The organism is Blautia sp. HCP3S3_D9, assembly GCF_052063845.1.
Taxonomy (GTDB): Bacteria; Bacillota; Clostridia; order Lachnospirales; family Lachnospiraceae; genus Blautia_A.
In genome coordinates, this window is sequence record NZ_JBQHWS010000007.1 from 52,210 (window position 1) to 71,709 (window position 19,500).

The window sequence follows — 19,500 nt, forward strand, 5'->3', positions numbered from 1 at the left end:
AAGTAGGCTTTAACATGTGAAACTACAGTTTAATTTGCTTGGAGATTAATAAATTCCGGGCTTTTTTTATGTTTAAAACGGAAAGGAAGACAAACTTTGACAGATCAGGAACGTTTTATGAAAGAAGCTATCCGTCAGGCAAAGAAAGCGGAAGCTCTGGAAGAAGTACCTATTGGCTGCGTGATCGTATATGAAGGTAAGATCATCTCACGCGGATATAACAGAAGAAATACAGATAAAAACACGCTTTCTCACGCAGAGTTAAATGCAATCCGCAAAGCCAGCAAAAATCTTGGCGACTGGCGGTTGGAAGGGTGTACGATGTATGTGACACTGGAGCCATGCCAAATGTGTTCTGGGGCACTTGTTCAGTCCAGAATTGATGAAGTGGTGATCGGATGTATGAATTCCAAAGCAGGCTGTGCCGGTTCGGTAATGAATCTCCTGCAGGTAGAGGGATTCAATCATCAGGTAAAGATTACGCAGGGAGTCCTGGAAGAAGAATGCTCCTCGATGCTGTCTGATTTTTTCAAAAGGCTTCGTGAGAAAAAGAAACAGGAAAAAGCTGCCCGCAAAGCAGAACAGGAGAAACTTGAGAATCATCAGAGCGAAAAAGAGGCGGATAAATAATGAGAAGAGATACAACAAATGATATGACTGTCGGAAATCCGGTGAGTCTGATCATAAAATTTATGATTCCGATGTGTCTGGGAAATCTTTTTCAGCAGTTTTATAACATAGCAGATTCCATTGTTGCCGGAAAATTCATCGGGGTAAATGCTCTTGCGGCGATTGGAAGTACCGGTTCACTGATGTTCTTTGTGACAGGATGGCTCAACGGACTCTGCAGTGGATTTGCAATCATCATAGCCCAGATGTTTGGCGCGAAAAAATATGATAGAATGCGGCACTATGTTGCGATGTCTATTTATCTGATGGCGGCGTTTTCCGTTGCAATGACAATAGGATTCAGTATTGCAAATAAACCGATCCTGCATCTGATGAACTCACCGGAAGAAGTGTTCAGCGATGTAACTGCTTACATGGGAATTATTTACGCAGGTCTTATTATCACAGGTGCATACAATGCTCTTGCTGCATTTCTGCGTGCATTGGGGGATTCTAAATCGCCGTTGTACTTCTTAATCATTTCAGCTGTGATCAATGTGATCTTAGATGTAGTGTTTATTGCAGTATTTGGAATGGGAGTAGAGGGATGTGGTTACGCTACTGTAATCGCGCAGGGAATTTCTGCGGTATGCTGTCTGATTTATATTATTAAAAGATTTCCAATCCTCCATCTGGAACGGAAAAACTTTGAGATATCCTGGGATAGTTTTGCCAGACTTCTGAAACTGGGAATTCCGATGGGCTTACAGTTCTCTATTACAGCGATCGGAACGATCATTGTTCAGAGCGCGGTTAATATTTACGGATCTGTATATATGGCAGGATTCTCAGCTGCCGGTAAGATCCAGAATATTTTTGCTACAGTATTTACATCCTTTGGTGCAACAATTGCAACTTATGTAGGACAGAACCGCGGTGCCGGAAAAATGGATCGTGTGAAATTAGGGGTGCGATATACACAGCTTATGATCTGGGGGTGGAGCATCTTTGTCATGTTCCTGATGTTCTTCTTCGGAAAGTATCTGACATATCTTTTTGTAGATCCGTCCGAACAGGATGTGGTGAAAGTATCTGTTACATATTTTAGAACAGTGTTCTGGGCGTATCCATTCTTGGGAAGCATCTTCCTGTACCGTAACACTTTACAGGGAATGGGATATGGTCTTGTGCCGATGCTTGGTGGTGTATTTGAACTGGTAGCAAGAACTGGGATTGTTGTACTGATCGCAGGACGTACTTCTTTTGCAGGTGTATGTCTGGCGGATCCGACTGCATGGATCGCAGCATTGATTCCGCTGGTTCCGTATTATTTCCATGTGATGAAGAAATATAAAAACAGAGGCCGTGTACAGGCAGTAGAAGACTAATAAAGTAATAAAAAGCATTCAGGAAATTATCAGCAGATAAAATCCGGAATGCTTTTTTCGTTATATGATGACTTGCATCATGAATATTCTTTTTTTGCGCGCCGCACCTCGGAATGGTTCCCCAGACGTTACCTCTACAGTTAACTCAGCCCAGGCACCCTTACGGCACACAAGAGCTTCTGCTTAGTGCTGCTACATTCCTGTCCTGACACGGTTCACAGATTCCTGTTGCGTAAGACCCAAACGTCAACGCCACTTATAAAGGGCAGCTCCACAGAATTCAAGCCTCAGATTGGCATCACCCCTGCTGTAGCGGATTGCAGGTACAGGGCACCGCTATCTCCCCGGCTGCGCATTTTTGATTATATAGGCGGCGGAAGGTTTTGTCAATAGCGAATAATCTGTTTTATACCATTACTATCTGTATATGTAACAGAATGAGAATTCATGTCCTGAAAAACACCTGTAAGTTGTGGGGTTAACGTTTTAACTCCAGATCCATCAATATTTGCTCGTTTAACTACAAAAGTCCCCTGACTTCCAAGACGTATGTAACGTGTATAAGAAGTATAGCAAATATATTTACCAACACGTAAAAAGCCACTGCAATTTTCCGCTAATCTTGTTTCTTTACCTGTAATAAGATCCATTGTTTTTACAACATATGTATTTTTAGTTGGTGACTCATCTAATGTGATTGCATTTCTTTTGTATGCATCAACTATCATGCAACTGTCTTTTATTTTCTTAGTTTTTTTAGTAGTAAGAGAATATGTATACATTGTACTATCAAACTTTTCTTTGCACACTGTTAAATATAATTTATCACCATATCTGTATATGCTATCAATTCTAGCTTTAGAAATAGTTTTAACAACTTTCGCATTTCCCCCGTTTACAGAAACGCAATAAATCTTACTGTTTCCAGTTTTTTTATTGTAATCATAAGTGTTCTTTACATAATATACATTTTTCCATTCGTGGTAAAAGTACGAACTCCAGATGCAATTTTTTTCCATGTCCCACTTTTTCCTTTTCGAGAATATAATTTCCCATCAACTTCTTTAACCTGATATCCTCCCGCATTCGCCAAATATGTCCTTATCCAGATAATACTTGTATCGGTCACTACTTGTTTTGTTTGATTATATGTACCAATTACATATCCATCCGAACCAGCCGCCTGCACAGTAAATGACTGCATGATCAAAATCAGCCCCAGTATCAAAGCTACAATTTTACTTTTCTTTCTCCGTTTCATATTTTTCCCTTCTTTTCTTCAGTATTTCATCTTATGATGATGAATTCAGTATATCATATCTCTTCATTTCATGATACTTTACTGATAAACTGTACACTTTCTATGACAAACGGCATGTCCAAGTAAAAGGAGACCCTTTCTTTTACTTTTACAACAAAAAAACCTGAAGACTTATCATCTTCAGGCTTTCCTATGCTTAGTCGAAGCGACGGGATTCGAACCCACGACCTCTGCGTCCCGAACGCAGCGCTCTACCAAACTGAGCCACGCTTCGTCAATGCAAGTGATATTATATTAATAAAATTGCAGTTTGTCAATAGATTTTTTCAAATTTTTTTAATTTTTTCGAATATTTTTGTGTATGGGTCATATACATTATTGAATATGGTTTTACGGAGGAAGGATTTTGGCTGGATATCGGCGTTTTATCGCATATGTATATGATTATGAAAATGGTAAGAAAGGCAGTAACTGTGGGTTTATTAAAGTTGAGGTGAAAGATCAGCAATGTTCTGTGGAGGTACATCTGCATTGTCCGGGACTGCCGGAGGATGTGGGATGCAGGGTATATGGATTTACAAGAAAAGATGGTTTGATCAACGGAGTTCTGCTGGATACCTGTGAGACAGAGAAAGAAATTGTAGAATGTATGATCGTGACGGATGCAATGGATATGAATGCGTCCGGTGTTTCGATGGGAAAAATGGGTGGAATGGTCATTACTACCGATATTGGAGGCTTTTTCGGCACAGAATGGGATGACCAGCCGATCCGTCCAGAGAATTTCCGCGAGATAAAAATCGCACCTGCAGATGCCATGCCGAAAATGGTTCCTGTCTCAAATAACGTAGATACCGCATCAGAAGATGTAGCTTCCTCTGACATTGAAAGTTCTTCTGTCACTGCTACTATACAGGAGATTTCACTTCCTGTTACTGAGCAAGCACCTGAAATTTTACCTGAAACAATGTCATCTGATATGATGCAGTCTGATACACTATCGCCGGATACAACTGGTACATTCCATGATACTGCTGATTTCGGAGAAACTCCTGAAGTTATAGAACCCTCAGGCACTACCATGCCCGAAGAACAGCGAAAACCAGAATCATCTGCAGAATCAGAGTCTTTGAAAAACACTGTGTCTGCAATGCCAGACAATGTCTCTGAACCTACAGAAGCGCAGATACTTAACATCCCTGAAAAAAATACAGAATCAACCCCTGATGTATCATCTTTGCATCAAAACCGAAATGTGCACCGTAAACCTTCGCCTTCCACTAATCCTCAGGATTCCACTGAATTCACTCCGTTCTCGGATGGTGAACTGGCTGCTGCATGGAAGATACACCTCAATGACCTGAAACGTTTCCCGCGGCACTACTGTTCTTTACGCAATAACCGCTTTATTCAATATGGGCATTATAATTTCGGTCATTTGCTTTTGGGACAAAGAAATAACGGGCAGTATATCCTGGGTGTTCCGGGAGGATATAATCAGCAGGAACGGTTTATGGCAAATATGTTTGGTTTTCCTTATTTCAAGGAGAGCAGATATGTGGAAATACCGAAAGCGCGGGGCGGCTACTGGTACCGTTTAATCGATGCCCCGGATTCCCACAGATAAAATCGTCTTCTGAAGAATCTTCTGGAATCCCTGAAGTTCTTCAAAAGTATAACTTCCATATCCTGGCTTGAGGACTCCGTCCGAGTCCTTGTAAGCCTGGAGATAGTATTCTTTTGCGCCTCTGAGCCACTGAGCGATCTCTTCGAAATCTTTCTGTGTATGCAGTTCTCTGACCACTGTGGTACGGAATTCATAATCCAAAGTTCCATGAAGCAGGAAGTCTGCTGTTTCAAAGATACTATCCATATCTGGTTTCTCAATTCCTATCAGATTCACATAGTTATCCGGACAGGCTTTGATATCCATGGCTACTTTATCAATCAAACCAGCCTCCACCAAATGCTTTACGGTCTTTGGGCGTGAACCGTTGGTATCCAGTTTGATAGCATAACCCAGCTCTTTGATTTTTTCCAAAAATTCTTCCAGACCATCAGATAATGTCGGTTCCCCACCGGAAATGCAAACACCATCCAGAATCCCTTTTCTTTTTCGCAAAAATGCCAGCAGTTCTTCCTGGCTGTAGTCCGGCTGTTCTCCGGGAGCTACAACCAATACACCATTCTGACAGAACGGGCAGCGGAAATTGCATCCACCCAGAAATATCGTGCTGGCTACCTTTCCCGGATAATCCAGTAATGTTGTTTTATTAAAACCGCAGATTCTCATTATTATCCTCCATTCCAATCATATTTCACAATACACTTAATTCGTAAATATTGATAATGAGTTAAAATCAAAAAGCATTTTCCCAACTTGATAATAAGTTTATTATCAGACATCTGAATCCTCAAGTCAAACTATCCATGGTAATTTCAGAACAAAATTCAACAAAGAAAAAGAATCCTGTTTTACCAGGATTCTTAAATTACACTTTTCTATATATTAGTTCAGCTGATAAACCTCTGCTGACTGAAGTCCGAAGCTTAATGCTTCTGAATGGCTGTTGCAGTAAATATCTACGTGTCCGTAAGGAGTTCCCAGATCCTCTACTGTATAGACATTTCCATTGATCAGAAGCTGAGTTCCGAATGGAACACCTGCCATAGCTACTGTACGTCCTGCAGTCGGAACGGTTCCACTGGCTGTCAGGTTGCCTGCTGTACCGCAGCACTGTGCGCAGTTACAATATGCAGTCAGTGTAAAGTTACCAAGATATTTTCCCTGACCTGAACTTGAACTGTCTGAGGAAGACTGGCTGTCATCTGATGCAGAACTGTCTGCTGTGTCTTCATAGTCACTGGTGTCCTCACTCTCATCATAGGATGTATCGCTGTCTTCGCTATAAGAATCTTCGGAATCAGCTTCTTCATCATAAGATGTATCTTCAGAATATGTATCATCTGAGGAATCTGTATCAGAGGACTCTTCATAAGAATCCGTTTCATCATAGCTCTCAGATTCTGAACTGTCTGTACTCTCCTGCTCCTGTGCTGCCTGAGCTTCTGCTTCTGCCTCCGCTTTCGCCTGGGCTGCTTCTCTGGCTGCTTTCTCTTCCTCTGCCTGCTGTACCAGCTGAGCAATGCTGTTATCTGCATTGTTAATCTCTGCTGTCAATTCTGCTGCCTCTTCCTGGCTGGCACTGATCTGACTTACATAAGAGGAAATATTATCACTTGTGCTCGCCGCAAGATCCTGAACCTCCTGCTGTTTGGATGCTCTCTCTGCAAGGAGTTCATCAATGGAGGCTTTCTCCTCTTCTGCAGTGGCTTCCTGTTCCTTAATCGTGTTCTGAAGATTCTCACATTTCTCAAGCATGCTTCTGTCATACTGGGAAATCTTCGCAACGCTCTCTGCATTGTTGAGAAATTCGGACAGATCTTTGGATGACAGTAATGTTTCCAGTGCAGAGGTACCACCATTCTCATACATATACTGAATACGAAGTTTCATATCATCGTACTGTTTATTTAATGCTTTCTTAGCTTTCTTTAATTCTGTATGGAGCTGATTCAGTTCGTTCTCTTTCTCCCCGGCCTGTACGCTGAGGTCTGAGATCTCATTGGTCAGATCTTCATACTGTGTATTTAAATCAGACAGATAGTTCTCCAGCTCCTGCTTCTTGCTCTCAAGGCTGCTGATGTTTGCCTGCGCCTGTGCAAGTCCGGCTTCTGCTTCCTGCTTCTGAGCCTGCATGTCAGCGATTGCATCTTCGGTTGCGTATGCAGTTGTTCCCATGGAAAAAGTAAGCATTCCAGCCAGCAGTAATGAAAAAACTTTTTTCTTCATAAATTAATCACCTTTCTACTTGATCTGAATGCTAGTATACCATATTTCGTAAATAAATCAACACTTTTTATTAACTTTTGTAATAATTACGTAATATTTCACATTTTCAGAAACTCAAAAAAGCACTGCCCCATTTCCAGAGACAGTGCCTGTTTTTTATCTTACTGATTATCTCTCACCGATCATTCAGCTACTGCAGCTTCTTCCGGTTCCGCATCCATAACTTCCTGGAACTTGTCCAGAATAATGGTCTGGATTCTGTCACGGGTTGCAGAATTGATCGGGTGTGCGATGTCACGATATTCCCCATCAGTTGCTTTGCGGCTTGGCATAGCAATAAATAAACCTTTTTCTCCTTCGATTACTTTAATATCATGTACTACAAATTCATCGTCAATTGTAATAGAAACAACTGCCTTCATTTTGCCTTCTTTTGCTACCTTTCTCACACGCACGTCAGTAATATTCATGATATAACTAGCTCCTTTCGATTGCCGAATCTATCCGACTCTTTTAATTTTTACTTTCGGGCCTTTTAACCCTTGGATATCATAATACATATCTCTCATTTTTCTCTACAACGATCTTGACTTCTCCCTCGCCGCAGAAGTACGAATTTGCACGAATAGTGTCTCGGCTCTCAACAATGCAGTTCTCTATATGTGTATTGTCCCCCAGATATACATTGTTTAAAATCACGGAGTTCTTGATAACGCAGTTATTTCCTACAAATACGTCTTTGAAAAGAACAGAATTCTCTACCGTACCATTGATAATGCATCCACTGGCAACAAGGCTGTTTTTAACCTGTGCTCCCGGATTGTATTTTGCCGGCGGCAGATCATCGATCTTTGTCTTAATTGTTGGTTCCTGTTTAAAGAAATAATTTCTGATCTCCGGCTGCAGGAAGTCCATATTTGTCTTATAATATGCTTCTGCTGTGGAGATATTGCTCCAGTATGTATCGATCTTGTATCCGTAGATTCTCTTAAGATTCTTATAACGGATCAGGATATCTTTTACAAAATCATGTCTTCCCTCCTGGGCAGCACGCTCGATCAACTCGATCAGCTGTCTTCTGCGGATAACATAGATACCGGTTGAAATTGTATTATAGGAGGAAACGATTGGTTTCTCCTCAAATTCCTCAATTCTGCAATCCTCGTTCATGCGGAGAACACCAAATCTCTCAATCTCATTCGGATCATTGCAGGTAGTGCATACAACGGTAACGTCTGCACGTTTCGCAATGTGGTACTCCAGAACTTTGTTGTAATCCATTTTATAGACACAGTCACCGGATGCAATTACTACATATGGTTCATGGCTATTCTTAAGGAACTGCAGGTTCTGATAAATGGCATCTGCTGTTCCCTGATACCACAGACTGTTATCCTTTGTGATGGTAGGTGTGAACACGAAAAGGCCACCCTGTTTACGACCGAAATCCCACCACTTGGAAGAACTTAAATGTTCATTTAAGGAACGGGCATTGTACTGTGTCAGAACTGCAACTTTCTGAATATGAGAACTTGCCATGTTGCTTAGCGCGAAGTCAATACTTCTGTAGCTTCCGGCAATCGGCATTGCTGCAATTGCTCTCTTGTTTGATAATTCTCTCATGCGGTTATTGTTACCGCCTGCCAAAATAATACCTATCGCTCTCATTATTCGTCACCGTCCTTTGCTGCAATTACCTGTCCGCCGGCCAGTTCACCATCAGGATAATCCTCAGGAGTTGTAATTCCTGAAATTGCTGTATTCTTACCGATCCTTACGTTATCCGGGATCACGCTGCGCTCACCTACTGTAGCAATTCCAAATGCATAAACTGCCGGTTTCAGTACGTTCGGTGCTTCCTCGCCGCATCCTAATACAACATTATTTCCGATGGTAACATCCTCGGCAATGATCGCTTTATCCATCTGTACACCTTCACCGATGGTAGAATTACGCATAATAATAGAATCACGGATCACACTGCCTTTTCCGATCACAACATTCGGTCCGATTACTGAATTATGTACTTCTCCGTAAATCTCAGCTCCTTCACCGATCAGACATCTGTCAGTAACAGCATCTGCGGAAATATACTGAGGCGGGATAATATCTCCCTTTGTATAGATTTTCCAGAATTCTTCATAAAGATTGAATTCCGGAATGATATCGATCAGTTCCATGTTGGCTTCCCAATAAGAGCCAAGTGTTCCAACATCCTTCCAATATCCATTGTATTCATAGGCAAAAAGTCTCTCACCTTTCTCCTTACAATATGGAAGAACATGCTTACCGAAGTCACAGCTACTCTGGTCCTTCAGAGTCATCAGTGCTTCTTTTAAAGCAGGCCAGCTGAAAATATAGATACCCATGGATGCCAGATTGCTGCTTGGATGCTCAGGTTTCTCTTCGAACTCTGTGATGCGTCCCATGTCATCTGTTACCATGATACCGAAGCGGCTTGCTTCTTCGATTGGTACAGGCATACAGGCGATTGTCACGTCAGCTTTATTCACTTTATGGAAATCAAGCATTACTTCATAATCCATCTTATAGATATGGTCACCGGATAAGATCAGAACGTAATCCGGATTATACTGTTCCATGTAATCCATATTCTGGAAGATCGCATTGGCCGTTCCTGTATACCACTCACTGCTGGTACTCTTCTCATAAGGCGGAAGTACAGTTACACCGCCTTCGTTTCTGTCAAGATCCCACGGGATACCAATGCCAATATGTGTATTAAGCCTAAGTGGCTGATACTGTGTTAATACGCCTACTGTATCGATACCCGAGTTAATGCAGTTACTTAAGGGGAAGTCTATGATACGATATTTCCCGCCAAAAGCAACTGCAGGTTTTGCTACTTTTTCTGTCAGTACGCCCAGCCTGCTGCCCTGGCCGCCAGCTAAAAGCATGGCTATCATTTCTTTCTTAATCATGCAATCACCTCTTGTTGTAATTATGATTATTCAATTATAGCACAGTTTCATCTATTAGTGAACATTATTTACAATTTTTATTAGTGTTTTTTAATTTTTTTATAGTTTTTGTACACGTTTTACTTTGTACATTTTGGATTTTGCCTCATATTTTTATGCACTTTTTATATATCAGATGTCAATTTTTGTAATTTTTTATCATTATCCATATTTTACTATTTCTAAATTGCACATCTGATGTTTCCAACCGCAAACCCGGCAACAGCCTGCTTATGTCACCGTTACTCCCAGCACAGCAACACACATTCCTATTATTGCCCTAAACCATAAAATAAAGAAGTTCTTTTCATTTTCCAGCTCAGGGAGTATAATAAACGCAACCAGAAACAAACAAAAAATGGTTAATTTATGATTAAGGAGATTCAACAATGTATCAGATAGATTTTCATAAACCTCTGCATGTACATTTCATCGGCATCGGCGGGATCAGTATGAGCGGTCTGGCAGAGATTCTTCTGGGAGAGGATTTCATCATCTCCGGATCCGATGCCAAATCAAGCCCGCTTACACAGGCACTTGAGAAAAAAGGCGCAACCGTTTACTACGGACAGCGTGCATCCAACATTACTGACGGTGTAGATGTTGTGGTATACACAGCAGCCATCCATCCGGACAACCCGGAATTTGCCTGTGCAAAGGAGAAAGGCATTCCAATGCTTACCCGTGCAGAGCTTCTGGGACAGATCATGAGAAATTATGACACACCGATCGCCATTTCCGGAACTCATGGAAAAACAACTACAACCTCTATGGTATCTCATATCCTTCTTGAGGGTAACTGTGACCCTACCATCAGTGTAGGCGGTATTCTTCCTGCAATCGGCGGAAATATCCGCGTAGGTGAATCCGAGACTTTTGTCACAGAGGCCTGTGAGTACACAAACAGCTTCTTGAGCTTTTTCCCGAAGATCAGCATTATCCTGAACATGGATGCGGATCATCTGGATTTCTTCAAGGATATTGATGACATTCGTCATTCTTTCCGCCGTTTCGCAGAGCTTCTTCCGGCTGACGGCACACTAATCATAAATGCAGATACACCGAAATATGAAGATATCATCTGTAATCTTCCATGTAAGGTCATTACCTATGGTCTGGAACATGACGCAGATTATCAGGCAGCTGATATTACTTATGATAAATATGGTCACGCTTCTTTCTCCGTTCTCCGTAATGGTGTAAAAGTTGGCAGCTATTATCTGAAAGTGCCGGGCATCCACAATGTTTCCAATGCTCTGGCAGCGATCGCACTTGGTCATCTTCTGGAGCTTCCTGAAGAAGTGATCATCAAAGGACTTGGAAGTTTCACAGGTACAGACCGCCGTTTCCAGTACAAAGGCGAAGTTGCAGGCGTTACTATCGTAGATGATTATGCACATCATCCGACAGAGATTGAAGCGACTCTTCATGCAGCACATAATTATCCACATAAGAAATTATGGTGTGTATTCCAGCCTCATACATATACACGTACCAAAGCCCTGCTTCCTGAGTTTGCAAAAGCTCTCAGCCTCGCAGACCACGTGGTAGTCGCTGATATCTATGCCGCGAGAGAGACTGATACTCTTGGCATCTCTTCCGAGGATCTGCAGAAACGTATTCAGGAACTTGGAACTCCGTGCGAATACTTCCCTACATTTGATGAGATCGAGAACTATCTTCTTTCCAACTGTCAGGAGGGCGATCTGCTCATCACAATGGGCGCCGGAGATGTCGTAAACATCGGAGAACATCTGTTGGGAAAATAGTTTCTTCCTATATTATTGTGTGAATTTCTGTTTACCAAACAGAGAACACTCAAAAATCTCCAGCACTTAACAGGACGATTTCATAAAGCATTTCTTTGCTTTTAGAAATCGTCCTTTTTTACTCATTGCCTGTTATTTTATCAAATAGATAAAAGTCACGTATTCCTCCAAATATCTGCTTACCAATTTATTGTCATCCAAAAGAGTAACAGAAACTTACCTGATTCTCTTAAATTGTAATAAAAACTTTTCCCTGCTCATCAAAATAGTTATAAACAATTTATCCCCCTTCTACTTCTGCGTGTTTCTGCCGCTTTTAGGTACTTATCCACATTATCCACATCGTTATACACATTTTTACCCGCACTTTTATGTGGAATCATATGTGTATAAGTTGATTAACATAATTCTACATTTTTTTCACTCATAACACATCATTTTTCCCTAAAATTCGCCATTTTTTTAGTTTCCCATAATGTACACACGATTCCTTCTTTCCACATTATCCACATTATCCACATTCAAAGTGTGGATGAAACCTTATGAAAAAATCTCCTATTCTCTTTTAAAAAATGTTGTGCTATAATTCAGATTACTGAGAACAAAGCGAATAATTACCGTTACCGAACACAACATGAACAGTAACTTATTTAGAAAGAGAGTAGATATTCATGGCTATGATCACCTTACAGAATTCCCGAAGCGCGGAAATAACTGTATTAACCAATAATTTCATAGACAACTATATGCCTGAAGCCAACGGAGAATTTGTAAAAGTATATATCTATCTTCTAAGGCTTCTTTCTGATACATCTGTACCTTTCAGCCTGGAACAGATGGCTGATCATTTCTTCTGTACAGAGAGGGATATTGTCCGTGCTCTGAAATACTGGGAGAAGGAGAATCTTCTTACTCTGACCTACAGAAATAATGAGGATATTGCAGACATTACGCTTAACATACCGCCAGTAAAATCCGAAGCTCTCAAACCGGAAATTTCTACAGTCCCGATATCTACCGACAGACAGAAGACTGTTCCGCTGGAGCCGTCTGCAAAGCCATCTGCCAAATCTGCTTCTTCACTTTCTCCTGACCGTGTAAAAGAATTAAAGCAGAATGATGAAATTGTACAACTTCTCTATATTGCCGAACAATACCTGGGAAAAACGCTTACTCCTACTGAAATGAAGAAGATCCTGTTCTTCTATGATGAGCTGAAGTTCTCCCCGGATCTGATTGAATATCTGATCGAATACAGTGTAAGCCGTGGTCATAAGAGTATCCGTTACATAGAAACAGTTGCACTTGCATGGGCAGAAGAAGGAATTACTACTGTCACCATGGCAAAAGAAGCAAATTCCCGTTATTCCAAAGAATATTTCACGATTTTTAAGTCAATGGGAATCAGCGGACGCAATCCAGTCGATACCGAGATCACCCTTATGAATACCTGGCTTAAAGATTACGGTTTTTCTATGGATATTATCCAGGAAGCATGCAGCCGTACTGTTCTTTCCACAGGACAACCCAGTTTCCAATATGCGGATAAAATTCTTGCAGGGTGGAAAGATAAAAATGTCCGGACACTGGCAGATATAAAGCTTCTCGATGCCGCACATCAGCGCCGTAAACTGGAAAAGAATGCCCAGAAGAAGGATACTACAGCCAAACCTGCTTCGTCCAACCGTTTTAACAATTTCCATCAGCGGAAATATGATTTCAATGAATATGAGAAAAAACTACTGAATCAGTGATCTGATCTTTTGCTGATCCAGCCTAACCAAAGAAAGGGTGTCAGTTTATGCCTCTACAGAATTATCAATATGACACGATCATGCGGCAATACAGCAAAACACAATCCCAGAACCGCCGTGTTCAGGAGGAACGTACAAAGGAAATCTACGAGAAGATTCCCCGCATCCGTGAAATTGATGAAGAAGTTGCTACTTTAAGCGCTCAGAAAGCAAGAGCTCTTCTGAACGGAGAATCTTCCAGTCTCGAAGATCTGAAAGCAGCAATTTCTCTTTTATCCCAGGAGCGCAGTGCTCTGCTCGTATGTAATGCCTATCCTGAGAATTATCTGGAACTTCCTTATAAGTGTCCAATCTGTCAGGATACCGGTTATGTAAACAGTCAGAAATGCTCCTGTTTCAAGAAAGCCGAGATCGAACTGCTCTATACGCAGTCTAATTTAAAAGAAATTCTCAAAAAAGAAAACTTTGAACACTTTTCTTTTGATTATTATTCTGATACAATGAAGAACGAAGCCACGGGGCTGACAGAAAGAGAGACTGCTCAGAGAGCTTATGATATTGCCAGAGGTTTTGTCCGAAACTTCGATGGTTCTTTCGAGAATCTGTTTCTCTATGGTGATACCGGTGTAGGTAAGACATTTCTTTCACACTGTATTGCCCACGAGCTTCTGGAATCAGCACATTGCGTAATGTACTTCTCCGCATTTGATCTGTTTGATCTGCTGGCAGACTCCAAGTTCTCCAGAGACAAGACAGAAGGTGAGGATTTTGTATTTGACAGTGATCTGCTGATCATCGATGACCTGGGAACTGAACTTACAAACAGTTTTGTCTCTTCCCAGCTGTTTTTGTGCATAAACGAACGTATCATGCGCAGAAAGTCCACGATCATATCAACAAATCTTGATTTTGAAAATTTTTCGGCTACTTATTCCGAACGAACCTTTTCACGAATTATGAGTAACTACAGAATGGTGAAACTGGAAGGAAAGGATATCCGTATACAGAAAATTTTTTTAGGAGGAAAATAAATCATGGCACAGGCAACAACTAAAGATTTAACTACACTTCCGGTGGGCAGACTTGGTCTGATTCCGCTGATCAGCTGTAAAGGTCTGGGTGAGAAAGTAAATGACTGGCTGGTACAGTGGCGTAAAGACCGCACTCACGAAGAGCTTGATTCCTTTGCATTCGAGGGTTATCAGAGAGATTCTTATCTGGTCCCGGTCCAGACAGCACGTTTCGGCTCCGGTGAGGCGAAATGTACGATCATGGAATCCGTACGTGGTGATGATATCTATCTTATGGTTGATGTATGCAACTACAGCCTTACTTATAATATCGGACCATATGAGAATCTTATGTCCCCTGATGACCATTTTCAGGATCTGAAACGTGTAATCGGCGCAATTGGAGGCAAAGCCCGCAGAGTAAATGTTATTATGCCATATCTGTATGAAAGCCGTCAGGACATCCGCAACGGCCGAGAATCTCTGGACTGTGCAACAGCACTTCAGGAGCTTGTAAGCATGGGTGTAGAGAACATCATTACTTTTGATGCACATGATTCCCGTGTACAGAACGCAACTCCTCTGCATGGATTTGAAACAGTACATCCTTCCTATCAGTTCATTAAGGCTCTTCTTAATAATGAAAACGGACTGCACATTGACAATGACCATTTCATGATCATCAGTCCTGATGAGGGAAGCATGAACCGTGCGATCTACCTTGCAAATATCCTTGGTGTTGATATGGGTATGTATTACAAACGTCTGGATTACTCCAAGAGAATCAATGGACGTCATCCGATTGCAGCTTATGAATTCCTCGGACCAAACCTTAAGGGCAAGGATATGATCCTGATCGATGATATGATTTCCTCCGGTGATACGATCCTTAAGATTGCTTCTCTTCTCAAAGAAAGAGGTGCCGGCAGAATTTATATCTGCTCTACTTTCGGTCTGTTCACAGATGGTCTTGAGAAATTTGACCAGGCACACAAGAATGGTGTATTTGACAAGCTGCTCACTACAAACCTGATTTATCAGTCTCCTGAGCTTCTTGCAAAAGATTACTACATTACCTGTGATATGAGTAAATATATTGCTCTGATCATTGATACTCTGAATCATGACCAGTCTGTAAGCCATCTGCTCAACCCGGTTGACAGAATTAAGCGTTGCGTAAATAATTATATGGCTCAGTATGATGAGAAATAATTACATTCGAATAAAATAAATATATAGAAAGAGAGATTACATATATCAATTCTACTCTAGTATGCCGACAACTTGATTGTTGGCACAACAGGACTTAGATTGGTACTATGTAATCTCTCTTTTTATGACTTCTCACATCTTATTATTTATAAAAAAGTCTTTATTATAAAATATGTCGCCAGAAATATCTCTTTAAGCATTTCTGGTAAATAATCAGGTCAGTGATTTCAGGAAAGCAGCAATTTCTGATAAGGAATACCTTCCCTGTCCAGGATTTCCATTTCTCGCTTATGGCAGGTACTGATAATGATCTGTTTATTCTCCTTGTGCATCCATTTAAGCACTGCTGCAAGACGTTCTTCATCATACATGCCAAATACATCGTCCAGTATCACCGGAAAGCTCTCTTCCTGGCACAGAAGCTCTCCTGCTGCCATACGCAGGGAAAAATAAATCTGCTCCATAGTTCCCCTGCTAAGACGTTCCAGACCAATGGTACGGTCTCCGGTATTTACTGTCATATGAAATGCCGCATCCATCAACACTTCCTGATATTTACCGCCTGTAATCTCACTCAAAATCTGCGAGGTACGTGTCCTGAGCTTACGTCCTACCTGATGATGAATATTTTCAGACAACATCTCTATCGTCTCCATTGCCAGGTTCAGAGCCTGTACTTCCATCTCTTCTAAGGTAGGAAGGTAAGAATTCTCTTCATATTCCCGGTACTCTTCCTGTAGATTTCGAAAATCAGTCTCTTTTTCATCATAGTCCTGTTTAAGGCTCTCCTTGCTCCATTTCAGCTTCTCCTGTCTTGACATCCAACGGTTCTTCATACGCACCCTTTTCTGAAATTCACGGGCATATTTCATCTGCTGTCTGCCACAGAAGAATACCAGGCCTGCTGCTATGGCAACTGCTGTCAGACTTACCGCAATACTATTTGCTGCCAATGCAGACGTAATCAGTCCAATGATTCCCACTGCCGCTGATGCAAGCATTCCCAGCGCATATCTGTTTCTCTTCTTCCTGGTTTCTGCCAGTTTCTCATCCAGAAGCAGTGCACCGTTCTCCTCTCCCGGGCGCATTCCCAGAGATCCTTCTTTCTCATCAATCTGGGCGATCTTTTCCCTGAGATCATTCATCTCTCCTGCAATATAGTCCATATTTACCTGGAGTTTCTGCTGCTCCTGCTCTGTTTCTTTCTGTTTCTTGTCTGCCTGAACCTGATAGCCTTTTCTGGACATTTTCAGCATCTGCATGGCACGTCCCAGATCAATGGAACTGTCTCCGGTTCCCTGATAGCTTGCCATATAATTCTGAAGTTCACGTACCAGATCCTGTCCTGTTACGCTCTTTAACTGTGCAACGGAAACTGTATTGTCATAAACTGCCTCGCTGACATTTCCCAGAACCTTTTCCAGCCCCACTGCATCAATGTCTGCAAGCTCTTTCGTATCTTCATTTAATAATTCACTGAATGCATGATCTTTCTGAAAATTTCTGGACAAACGATAGTTATGACCTTTGCTGTTGAACCAAATCGTTCCTCCGTATTGTCCCGGATTCTCCCACGGTTCATAGGTACTGTATGTATCATTTCTGGCTGCCTTGCCACGCATTCTCGTCAGTCCGAAGAACATGCTCTTAATAAACGTATGAATCGTTGTCTTTCCACTCTCATTCTCTCCATAAAGCACATTGATACCCGGTGAGAATTCCAGAGTCTTATCATGAATCTTTCCAAAATTTTTGATATTTAACTGTCTGATAATCATATTCTACCTGTCACCTGCTTGTCTCCAATAGAGCCTGAAGCCCATAATACAAAGCTTTCTCCTCTATCACATTTCTGTCTTTATGAAGAAAATAACTGATATAATCACCAATCAATGTTCCGCTATACTTTTTCTCAAGGTCCTCCAGATCATAAGCAGGTCTGGATTCATCCAACACTTCTGTCACAAACCCAAAGGACTTCAGTCTCTCCGGAAGAAGCAGAAGCTCCGGTGCCCGGTTTCCACGGATCACAATCCTGTAGATATTCATGCGGCCTTTTGTTGCCAGATCTGCCTTTAGCATATCCTCCAGGGATGCCTGTGTAGAATCTTCCCGCAGCATCAGCAGAATCTGTTCATAAGAGCGGCAGGCAAATGGCACAAACGTTGTCTTAAGTCTCCCGTTCTCCAGATGTCCTTCTATGTACCCATGCTCTCCCAGATCATTCCTGTCGATAGGTTCCAGCGCCCCTGCATAAGCTGCGCCATCCCTAATCAGAATCTGTGGTTTATGGATATGTCCAAGCGCCACATAATCAAATCCTGCGGAAGCAATGCCTTTTATATTCATTGGTATATGTGTAGCATCTCCGCCATGTGCCAACAGGATATGCATTCCCTCCCCCTCTACAGGACGGGCCGCATCGTAAAGTGGCTTCTCAATCTCCTGGTGCTCATAGCTTAATCCATATACATAGACATCCAGCTTCTCATCCTTCACACATGTGAGCTGTTCATTCTTAAAAAATGTCACGTTCTTTTCCCACTGAAAATCCCGGTAAAAAGAATCTGCTTTGATGTAGTCATGATTTCCTGCCATCAGATAAATTCGTGTATTCGGAATGGTGGAAAACAGGTAATTTACTTCTTTTAGCTCCCGTAAAAGAGGCTGGCGGTGGAATAAATCTCCTGCTATAAATAACAAATCCACCGGATTCTCACGGATACCCGCAATAACCCGGCGGAAAGTTTCCCAGATTTCTTCCTCCCGCCTGCTGCTCCATGGACAGCCCCTGTCCGGGACTGCACCAAGGTGTACATCTGCAAGATGAATAAATCTCATGCCAATCTCTCTTTCTGTTATGTTTCTCAAAACACAGGTCCAGACAGATATCGTCTGCTTATTTCAACTGGAAATAGTATCTGTGTACTGCTAAACATCTTTCTACGATTCTAATTATAAGTCACAGTTCTTAACAGTTCTTGGGAATGGAATTACGTCACGGATGTTGCCCATGCCGGTAAGGTACATTACGCAACGTTCAAATCCAAGACCAAATCCTGAATGACGTGTGGAACCATATTTGCGAAGATCAAGATAGAAATCATAATCCTCTTTCTTCAGTCCCAGCTCATCCATACGTTTCTCAAGTTTCTCAATATCATCCTCTCTCTGGCTTCCACCGATGATCTCACCGATTCCAGGTACCAGACAGTCCATAGCTGCAACAGTCTTGTTATCCTCATTCATCTTCATGTAGAATGCTTTGATCTCCTTCGGATAGTCTGTTACAAATACAGGTTTCTTAAAGATCTCTTCTGTCAGATAACGTTCATGCTCTGTCTGCAGATCGCATCCCCAGAATACTTTGTAATCAAATTTATCGTTGTTCTTTTCCAGAAGTTCTACTGCTTCTGTATAAGTTACGTGACCGAACTCAGAATTTAATACATGGTTCAGTCTGTCAAGAAGACCTTTATCAATGAAAGAGTTGAAGAAGTTCATCTCTTCCGGTGCATTCTCAAGTACATAGCGGATGACATATTTCAGCATTGCTTCTGCAAGATCCATGTTGTCATTTAAGTCTGCAAATGCACACTCAGGCTCGATCATCCAGAACTCTGCTGCATGACGGGTTGTATTGGAGTTCTCTGCACGGAATGT

17 protein-coding genes, 1 tRNA gene and 1 other RNA gene are annotated in these 19,500 nt (G+C 41.7%); 7 read left to right on the forward strand and 12 right to left on the reverse strand.

Annotated features, from left to right (window positions below):
- Positions 1 to 96: 96 nt before the first annotated feature.
- Both tadA and ACTNES_RS03180 read left to right on the forward strand, forming a co-directional pair.
- A complete protein-coding gene (tadA, locus tag ACTNES_RS03175) occupies positions 97 to 630 on the forward strand; it encodes a tRNA adenosine(34) deaminase TadA (protein ID WP_441038491.1) in 534 nt (177 codons plus the stop codon).
- Positions 630 to 1,997, forward strand: a complete 1,368-nt coding sequence (locus tag ACTNES_RS03180) for an MATE family efflux transporter (protein WP_441038493.1) — start codon at positions 630 to 632, stop codon at positions 1,995 to 1,997. The genes tadA and ACTNES_RS03180 overlap by 1 nt, the downstream gene beginning before the upstream one ends.
- A gap of 94 nt (positions 1,998 to 2,091) precedes the next feature.
- Here ACTNES_RS03180 and ffs read toward each other — a convergent pair.
- The 4 genes from ffs to ACTNES_RS03200 form a co-directional block, all read right to left on the reverse strand.
- An RNA gene (gene ffs / locus ACTNES_RS03185) (signal recognition particle sRNA large type) lies at positions 2,092 to 2,353 on the reverse strand.
- A 30-nt stretch (positions 2,354 to 2,383) separates the two neighbouring features.
- On the reverse strand, positions 2,384 to 3,016 hold the full coding sequence (locus ACTNES_RS03190; protein WP_441038495.1) for a hypothetical protein: 633 nt from the start codon (positions 3,014 to 3,016) through the stop codon (positions 2,384 to 2,386).
- On the reverse strand, positions 2,953 to 3,258 hold the full coding sequence (locus ACTNES_RS03195; RefSeq protein ID WP_291804257.1) for a hypothetical protein: 306 nt from the start codon (positions 3,256 to 3,258) through the stop codon (positions 2,953 to 2,955). Before ACTNES_RS03195 ends, ACTNES_RS03190 begins: the two co-directional genes overlap by 64 nt.
- A gap of 200 nt (positions 3,259 to 3,458) precedes the next feature.
- Positions 3,459 to 3,532: transfer RNA gene (locus tag ACTNES_RS03200), tRNA-Pro, on the reverse strand.
- 132 nt (positions 3,533 to 3,664) lie between these two features.
- On the opposite strand from ACTNES_RS03200, the gene ACTNES_RS03205 reads away from it, so the two are divergent.
- Positions 3,665 to 4,885 (forward strand): DUF6128 domain-containing protein, encoded by a 1,221-nt coding sequence (locus tag ACTNES_RS03205; protein ID WP_441038496.1) that lies wholly within the window; start codon positions 3,665 to 3,667, stop codon positions 4,883 to 4,885.
- Here the strand turns inward: ACTNES_RS03205 and ACTNES_RS03210 are convergent.
- The 5 genes from ACTNES_RS03210 to ACTNES_RS03230 all read right to left on the reverse strand — a co-directional run bounded on the left by ACTNES_RS03210 (position 4,856) and on the right by ACTNES_RS03230 (position 10,053).
- Complete coding sequence (locus ACTNES_RS03210) at positions 4,856 to 5,551, reverse strand: anaerobic ribonucleoside-triphosphate reductase activating protein (protein WP_291804262.1); 696 nt, start codon at positions 5,549 to 5,551, stop codon at positions 4,856 to 4,858. The genes ACTNES_RS03205 and ACTNES_RS03210 overlap by 30 nt on opposite strands.
- 216 nt (positions 5,552 to 5,767) lie before the next feature.
- Positions 5,768 to 7,111 (reverse strand): PcsB-like coiled-coil domain-containing protein, encoded by a 1,344-nt coding sequence (locus ACTNES_RS03215; protein WP_441038497.1) that lies wholly within the window; start codon positions 7,109 to 7,111, stop codon positions 5,768 to 5,770.
- A 182-nt stretch (positions 7,112 to 7,293) separates the two neighbouring features.
- The gene (gene spoVG / locus ACTNES_RS03220; protein ID WP_195284676.1) at positions 7,294 to 7,581 is read right to left on the reverse strand and encodes a septation regulator SpoVG; all 288 of its coding nucleotides are present in this window, start codon (positions 7,579 to 7,581) and stop codon (positions 7,294 to 7,296) included.
- Positions 7,582 to 7,660: 79 nt separating this feature from the next.
- The gene (gene glgD / locus ACTNES_RS03225; RefSeq protein ID WP_291804278.1) at positions 7,661 to 8,779 is read right to left on the reverse strand and encodes a glucose-1-phosphate adenylyltransferase subunit GlgD; all 1,119 of its coding nucleotides are present in this window, start codon (positions 8,777 to 8,779) and stop codon (positions 7,661 to 7,663) included.
- On the reverse strand, positions 8,779 to 10,053 hold the full coding sequence (locus ACTNES_RS03230; RefSeq protein WP_291804280.1) for a glucose-1-phosphate adenylyltransferase: 1,275 nt from the start codon (positions 10,051 to 10,053) through the stop codon (positions 8,779 to 8,781). The genes glgD and ACTNES_RS03230 overlap by 1 nt, the downstream gene beginning before the upstream one ends.
- 428 nt (positions 10,054 to 10,481) lie before the next feature.
- Between ACTNES_RS03230 and murC the strand changes: the two genes are divergently transcribed.
- From murC to ACTNES_RS03250, 4 genes are all read left to right on the forward strand, one after another.
- The gene (gene murC / locus ACTNES_RS03235; protein WP_291814243.1) at positions 10,482 to 11,861 is read left to right on the forward strand and encodes a UDP-N-acetylmuramate--L-alanine ligase; all 1,380 of its coding nucleotides are present in this window, start codon (positions 10,482 to 10,484) and stop codon (positions 11,859 to 11,861) included.
- A gap of 671 nt (positions 11,862 to 12,532) precedes the next feature.
- Complete coding sequence (locus ACTNES_RS03240) at positions 12,533 to 13,615, forward strand: DnaD domain protein (protein WP_216458613.1); 1,083 nt, start codon at positions 12,533 to 12,535, stop codon at positions 13,613 to 13,615.
- A 47-nt stretch (positions 13,616 to 13,662) separates the two neighbouring features.
- Positions 13,663 to 14,646: an ATP-binding protein gene (locus tag ACTNES_RS03245; protein WP_216458612.1), complete on the forward strand. Its 984-nt coding sequence runs from the start codon at positions 13,663 to 13,665 to the stop codon at positions 14,644 to 14,646.
- 3 nt (positions 14,647 to 14,649) lie between these two features.
- Positions 14,650 to 15,837 carry a ribose-phosphate pyrophosphokinase gene (locus tag ACTNES_RS03250; protein WP_216458611.1) on the forward strand — a complete coding sequence of 396 codons (1,188 nt, stop codon included), beginning with the start codon at positions 14,650 to 14,652 and terminating at the stop codon, positions 15,835 to 15,837.
- A 227-nt stretch (positions 15,838 to 16,064) separates the two neighbouring features.
- On the opposite strand, the gene ACTNES_RS03255 is transcribed toward ACTNES_RS03250, so the two are convergent.
- From ACTNES_RS03255 to asnS, 3 genes are all read right to left on the reverse strand, one after another.
- Positions 16,065 to 17,615, reverse strand: a complete 1,551-nt coding sequence (locus ACTNES_RS03255) for an ATP-binding protein (RefSeq protein ID WP_441038499.1) — start codon at positions 17,613 to 17,615, stop codon at positions 16,065 to 16,067.
- Between the two features lie 10 nt (positions 17,616 to 17,625).
- Positions 17,626 to 18,678, reverse strand: a complete 1,053-nt coding sequence (locus ACTNES_RS03260; protein ID WP_441038501.1) for a metallophosphoesterase family protein — start codon at positions 18,676 to 18,678, stop codon at positions 17,626 to 17,628.
- A 114-nt stretch (positions 18,679 to 18,792) separates the two neighbouring features.
- On the reverse strand, positions 18,793 to 19,500 hold a 708-nt coding region (gene asnS, locus ACTNES_RS03265), incomplete at its 5' end, for an asparagine--tRNA ligase (protein WP_441038502.1).

Excerpts from the sequence above, each read along its gene's own strand:
- ACTNES_RS03180 (WP_441038493.1), top strand. The coding sequence starts at position 630 with ATGAGAAGAGATACAACAAATGATATGACTGTCGGAAATCCGGTGAGT.
- ACTNES_RS03190 (WP_441038495.1), bottom strand. The coding sequence starts at position 3,016 with ATGGAAAAAAATTGCATCTGGAGTTCGTACTTTTACCACGAATGGAAA.
- ACTNES_RS03195 (WP_291804257.1), bottom strand. The coding sequence starts at position 3,258 with ATGAAACGGAGAAAGAAAAGTAAAATTGTAGCTTTGATACTGGGGCTG.
- ACTNES_RS03210 (WP_291804262.1), bottom strand. The coding sequence starts at position 5,551 with ATGAGAATCTGCGGTTTTAATAAAACAACATTACTGGATTATCCGGGA.
- ACTNES_RS03215 (WP_441038497.1), bottom strand. The coding sequence starts at position 7,111 with ATGAAGAAAAAAGTTTTTTCATTACTGCTGGCTGGAATGCTTACTTTT.
- spoVG (WP_195284676.1), bottom strand. The coding sequence starts at position 7,581 with ATGAATATTACTGACGTGCGTGTGAGAAAGGTAGCAAAAGAAGGCAAA.
- glgD (WP_291804278.1), bottom strand. The coding sequence starts at position 8,779 with ATGAGAGCGATAGGTATTATTTTGGCAGGCGGTAACAATAACCGCATG.
- ACTNES_RS03230 (WP_291804280.1), bottom strand. The coding sequence starts at position 10,053 with ATGATTAAGAAAGAAATGATAGCCATGCTTTTAGCTGGCGGCCAGGGC.
- murC (WP_291814243.1), top strand. The coding sequence starts at position 10,482 with ATGTATCAGATAGATTTTCATAAACCTCTGCATGTACATTTCATCGGC.
- ACTNES_RS03240 (WP_216458613.1), top strand. The coding sequence starts at position 12,533 with ATGGCTATGATCACCTTACAGAATTCCCGAAGCGCGGAAATAACTGTA.
- ACTNES_RS03245 (WP_216458612.1), top strand. The coding sequence starts at position 13,663 with ATGCCTCTACAGAATTATCAATATGACACGATCATGCGGCAATACAGC.
- ACTNES_RS03250 (WP_216458611.1), top strand. The coding sequence starts at position 14,650 with ATGGCACAGGCAACAACTAAAGATTTAACTACACTTCCGGTGGGCAGA.
- ACTNES_RS03255 (WP_441038499.1), bottom strand. The coding sequence starts at position 17,615 with ATGATTATCAGACAGTTAAATATCAAAAATTTTGGAAAGATTCATGAT.
- ACTNES_RS03260 (WP_441038501.1), bottom strand. The coding sequence starts at position 18,678 with ATGAGATTTATTCATCTTGCAGATGTACACCTTGGTGCAGTCCCGGAC.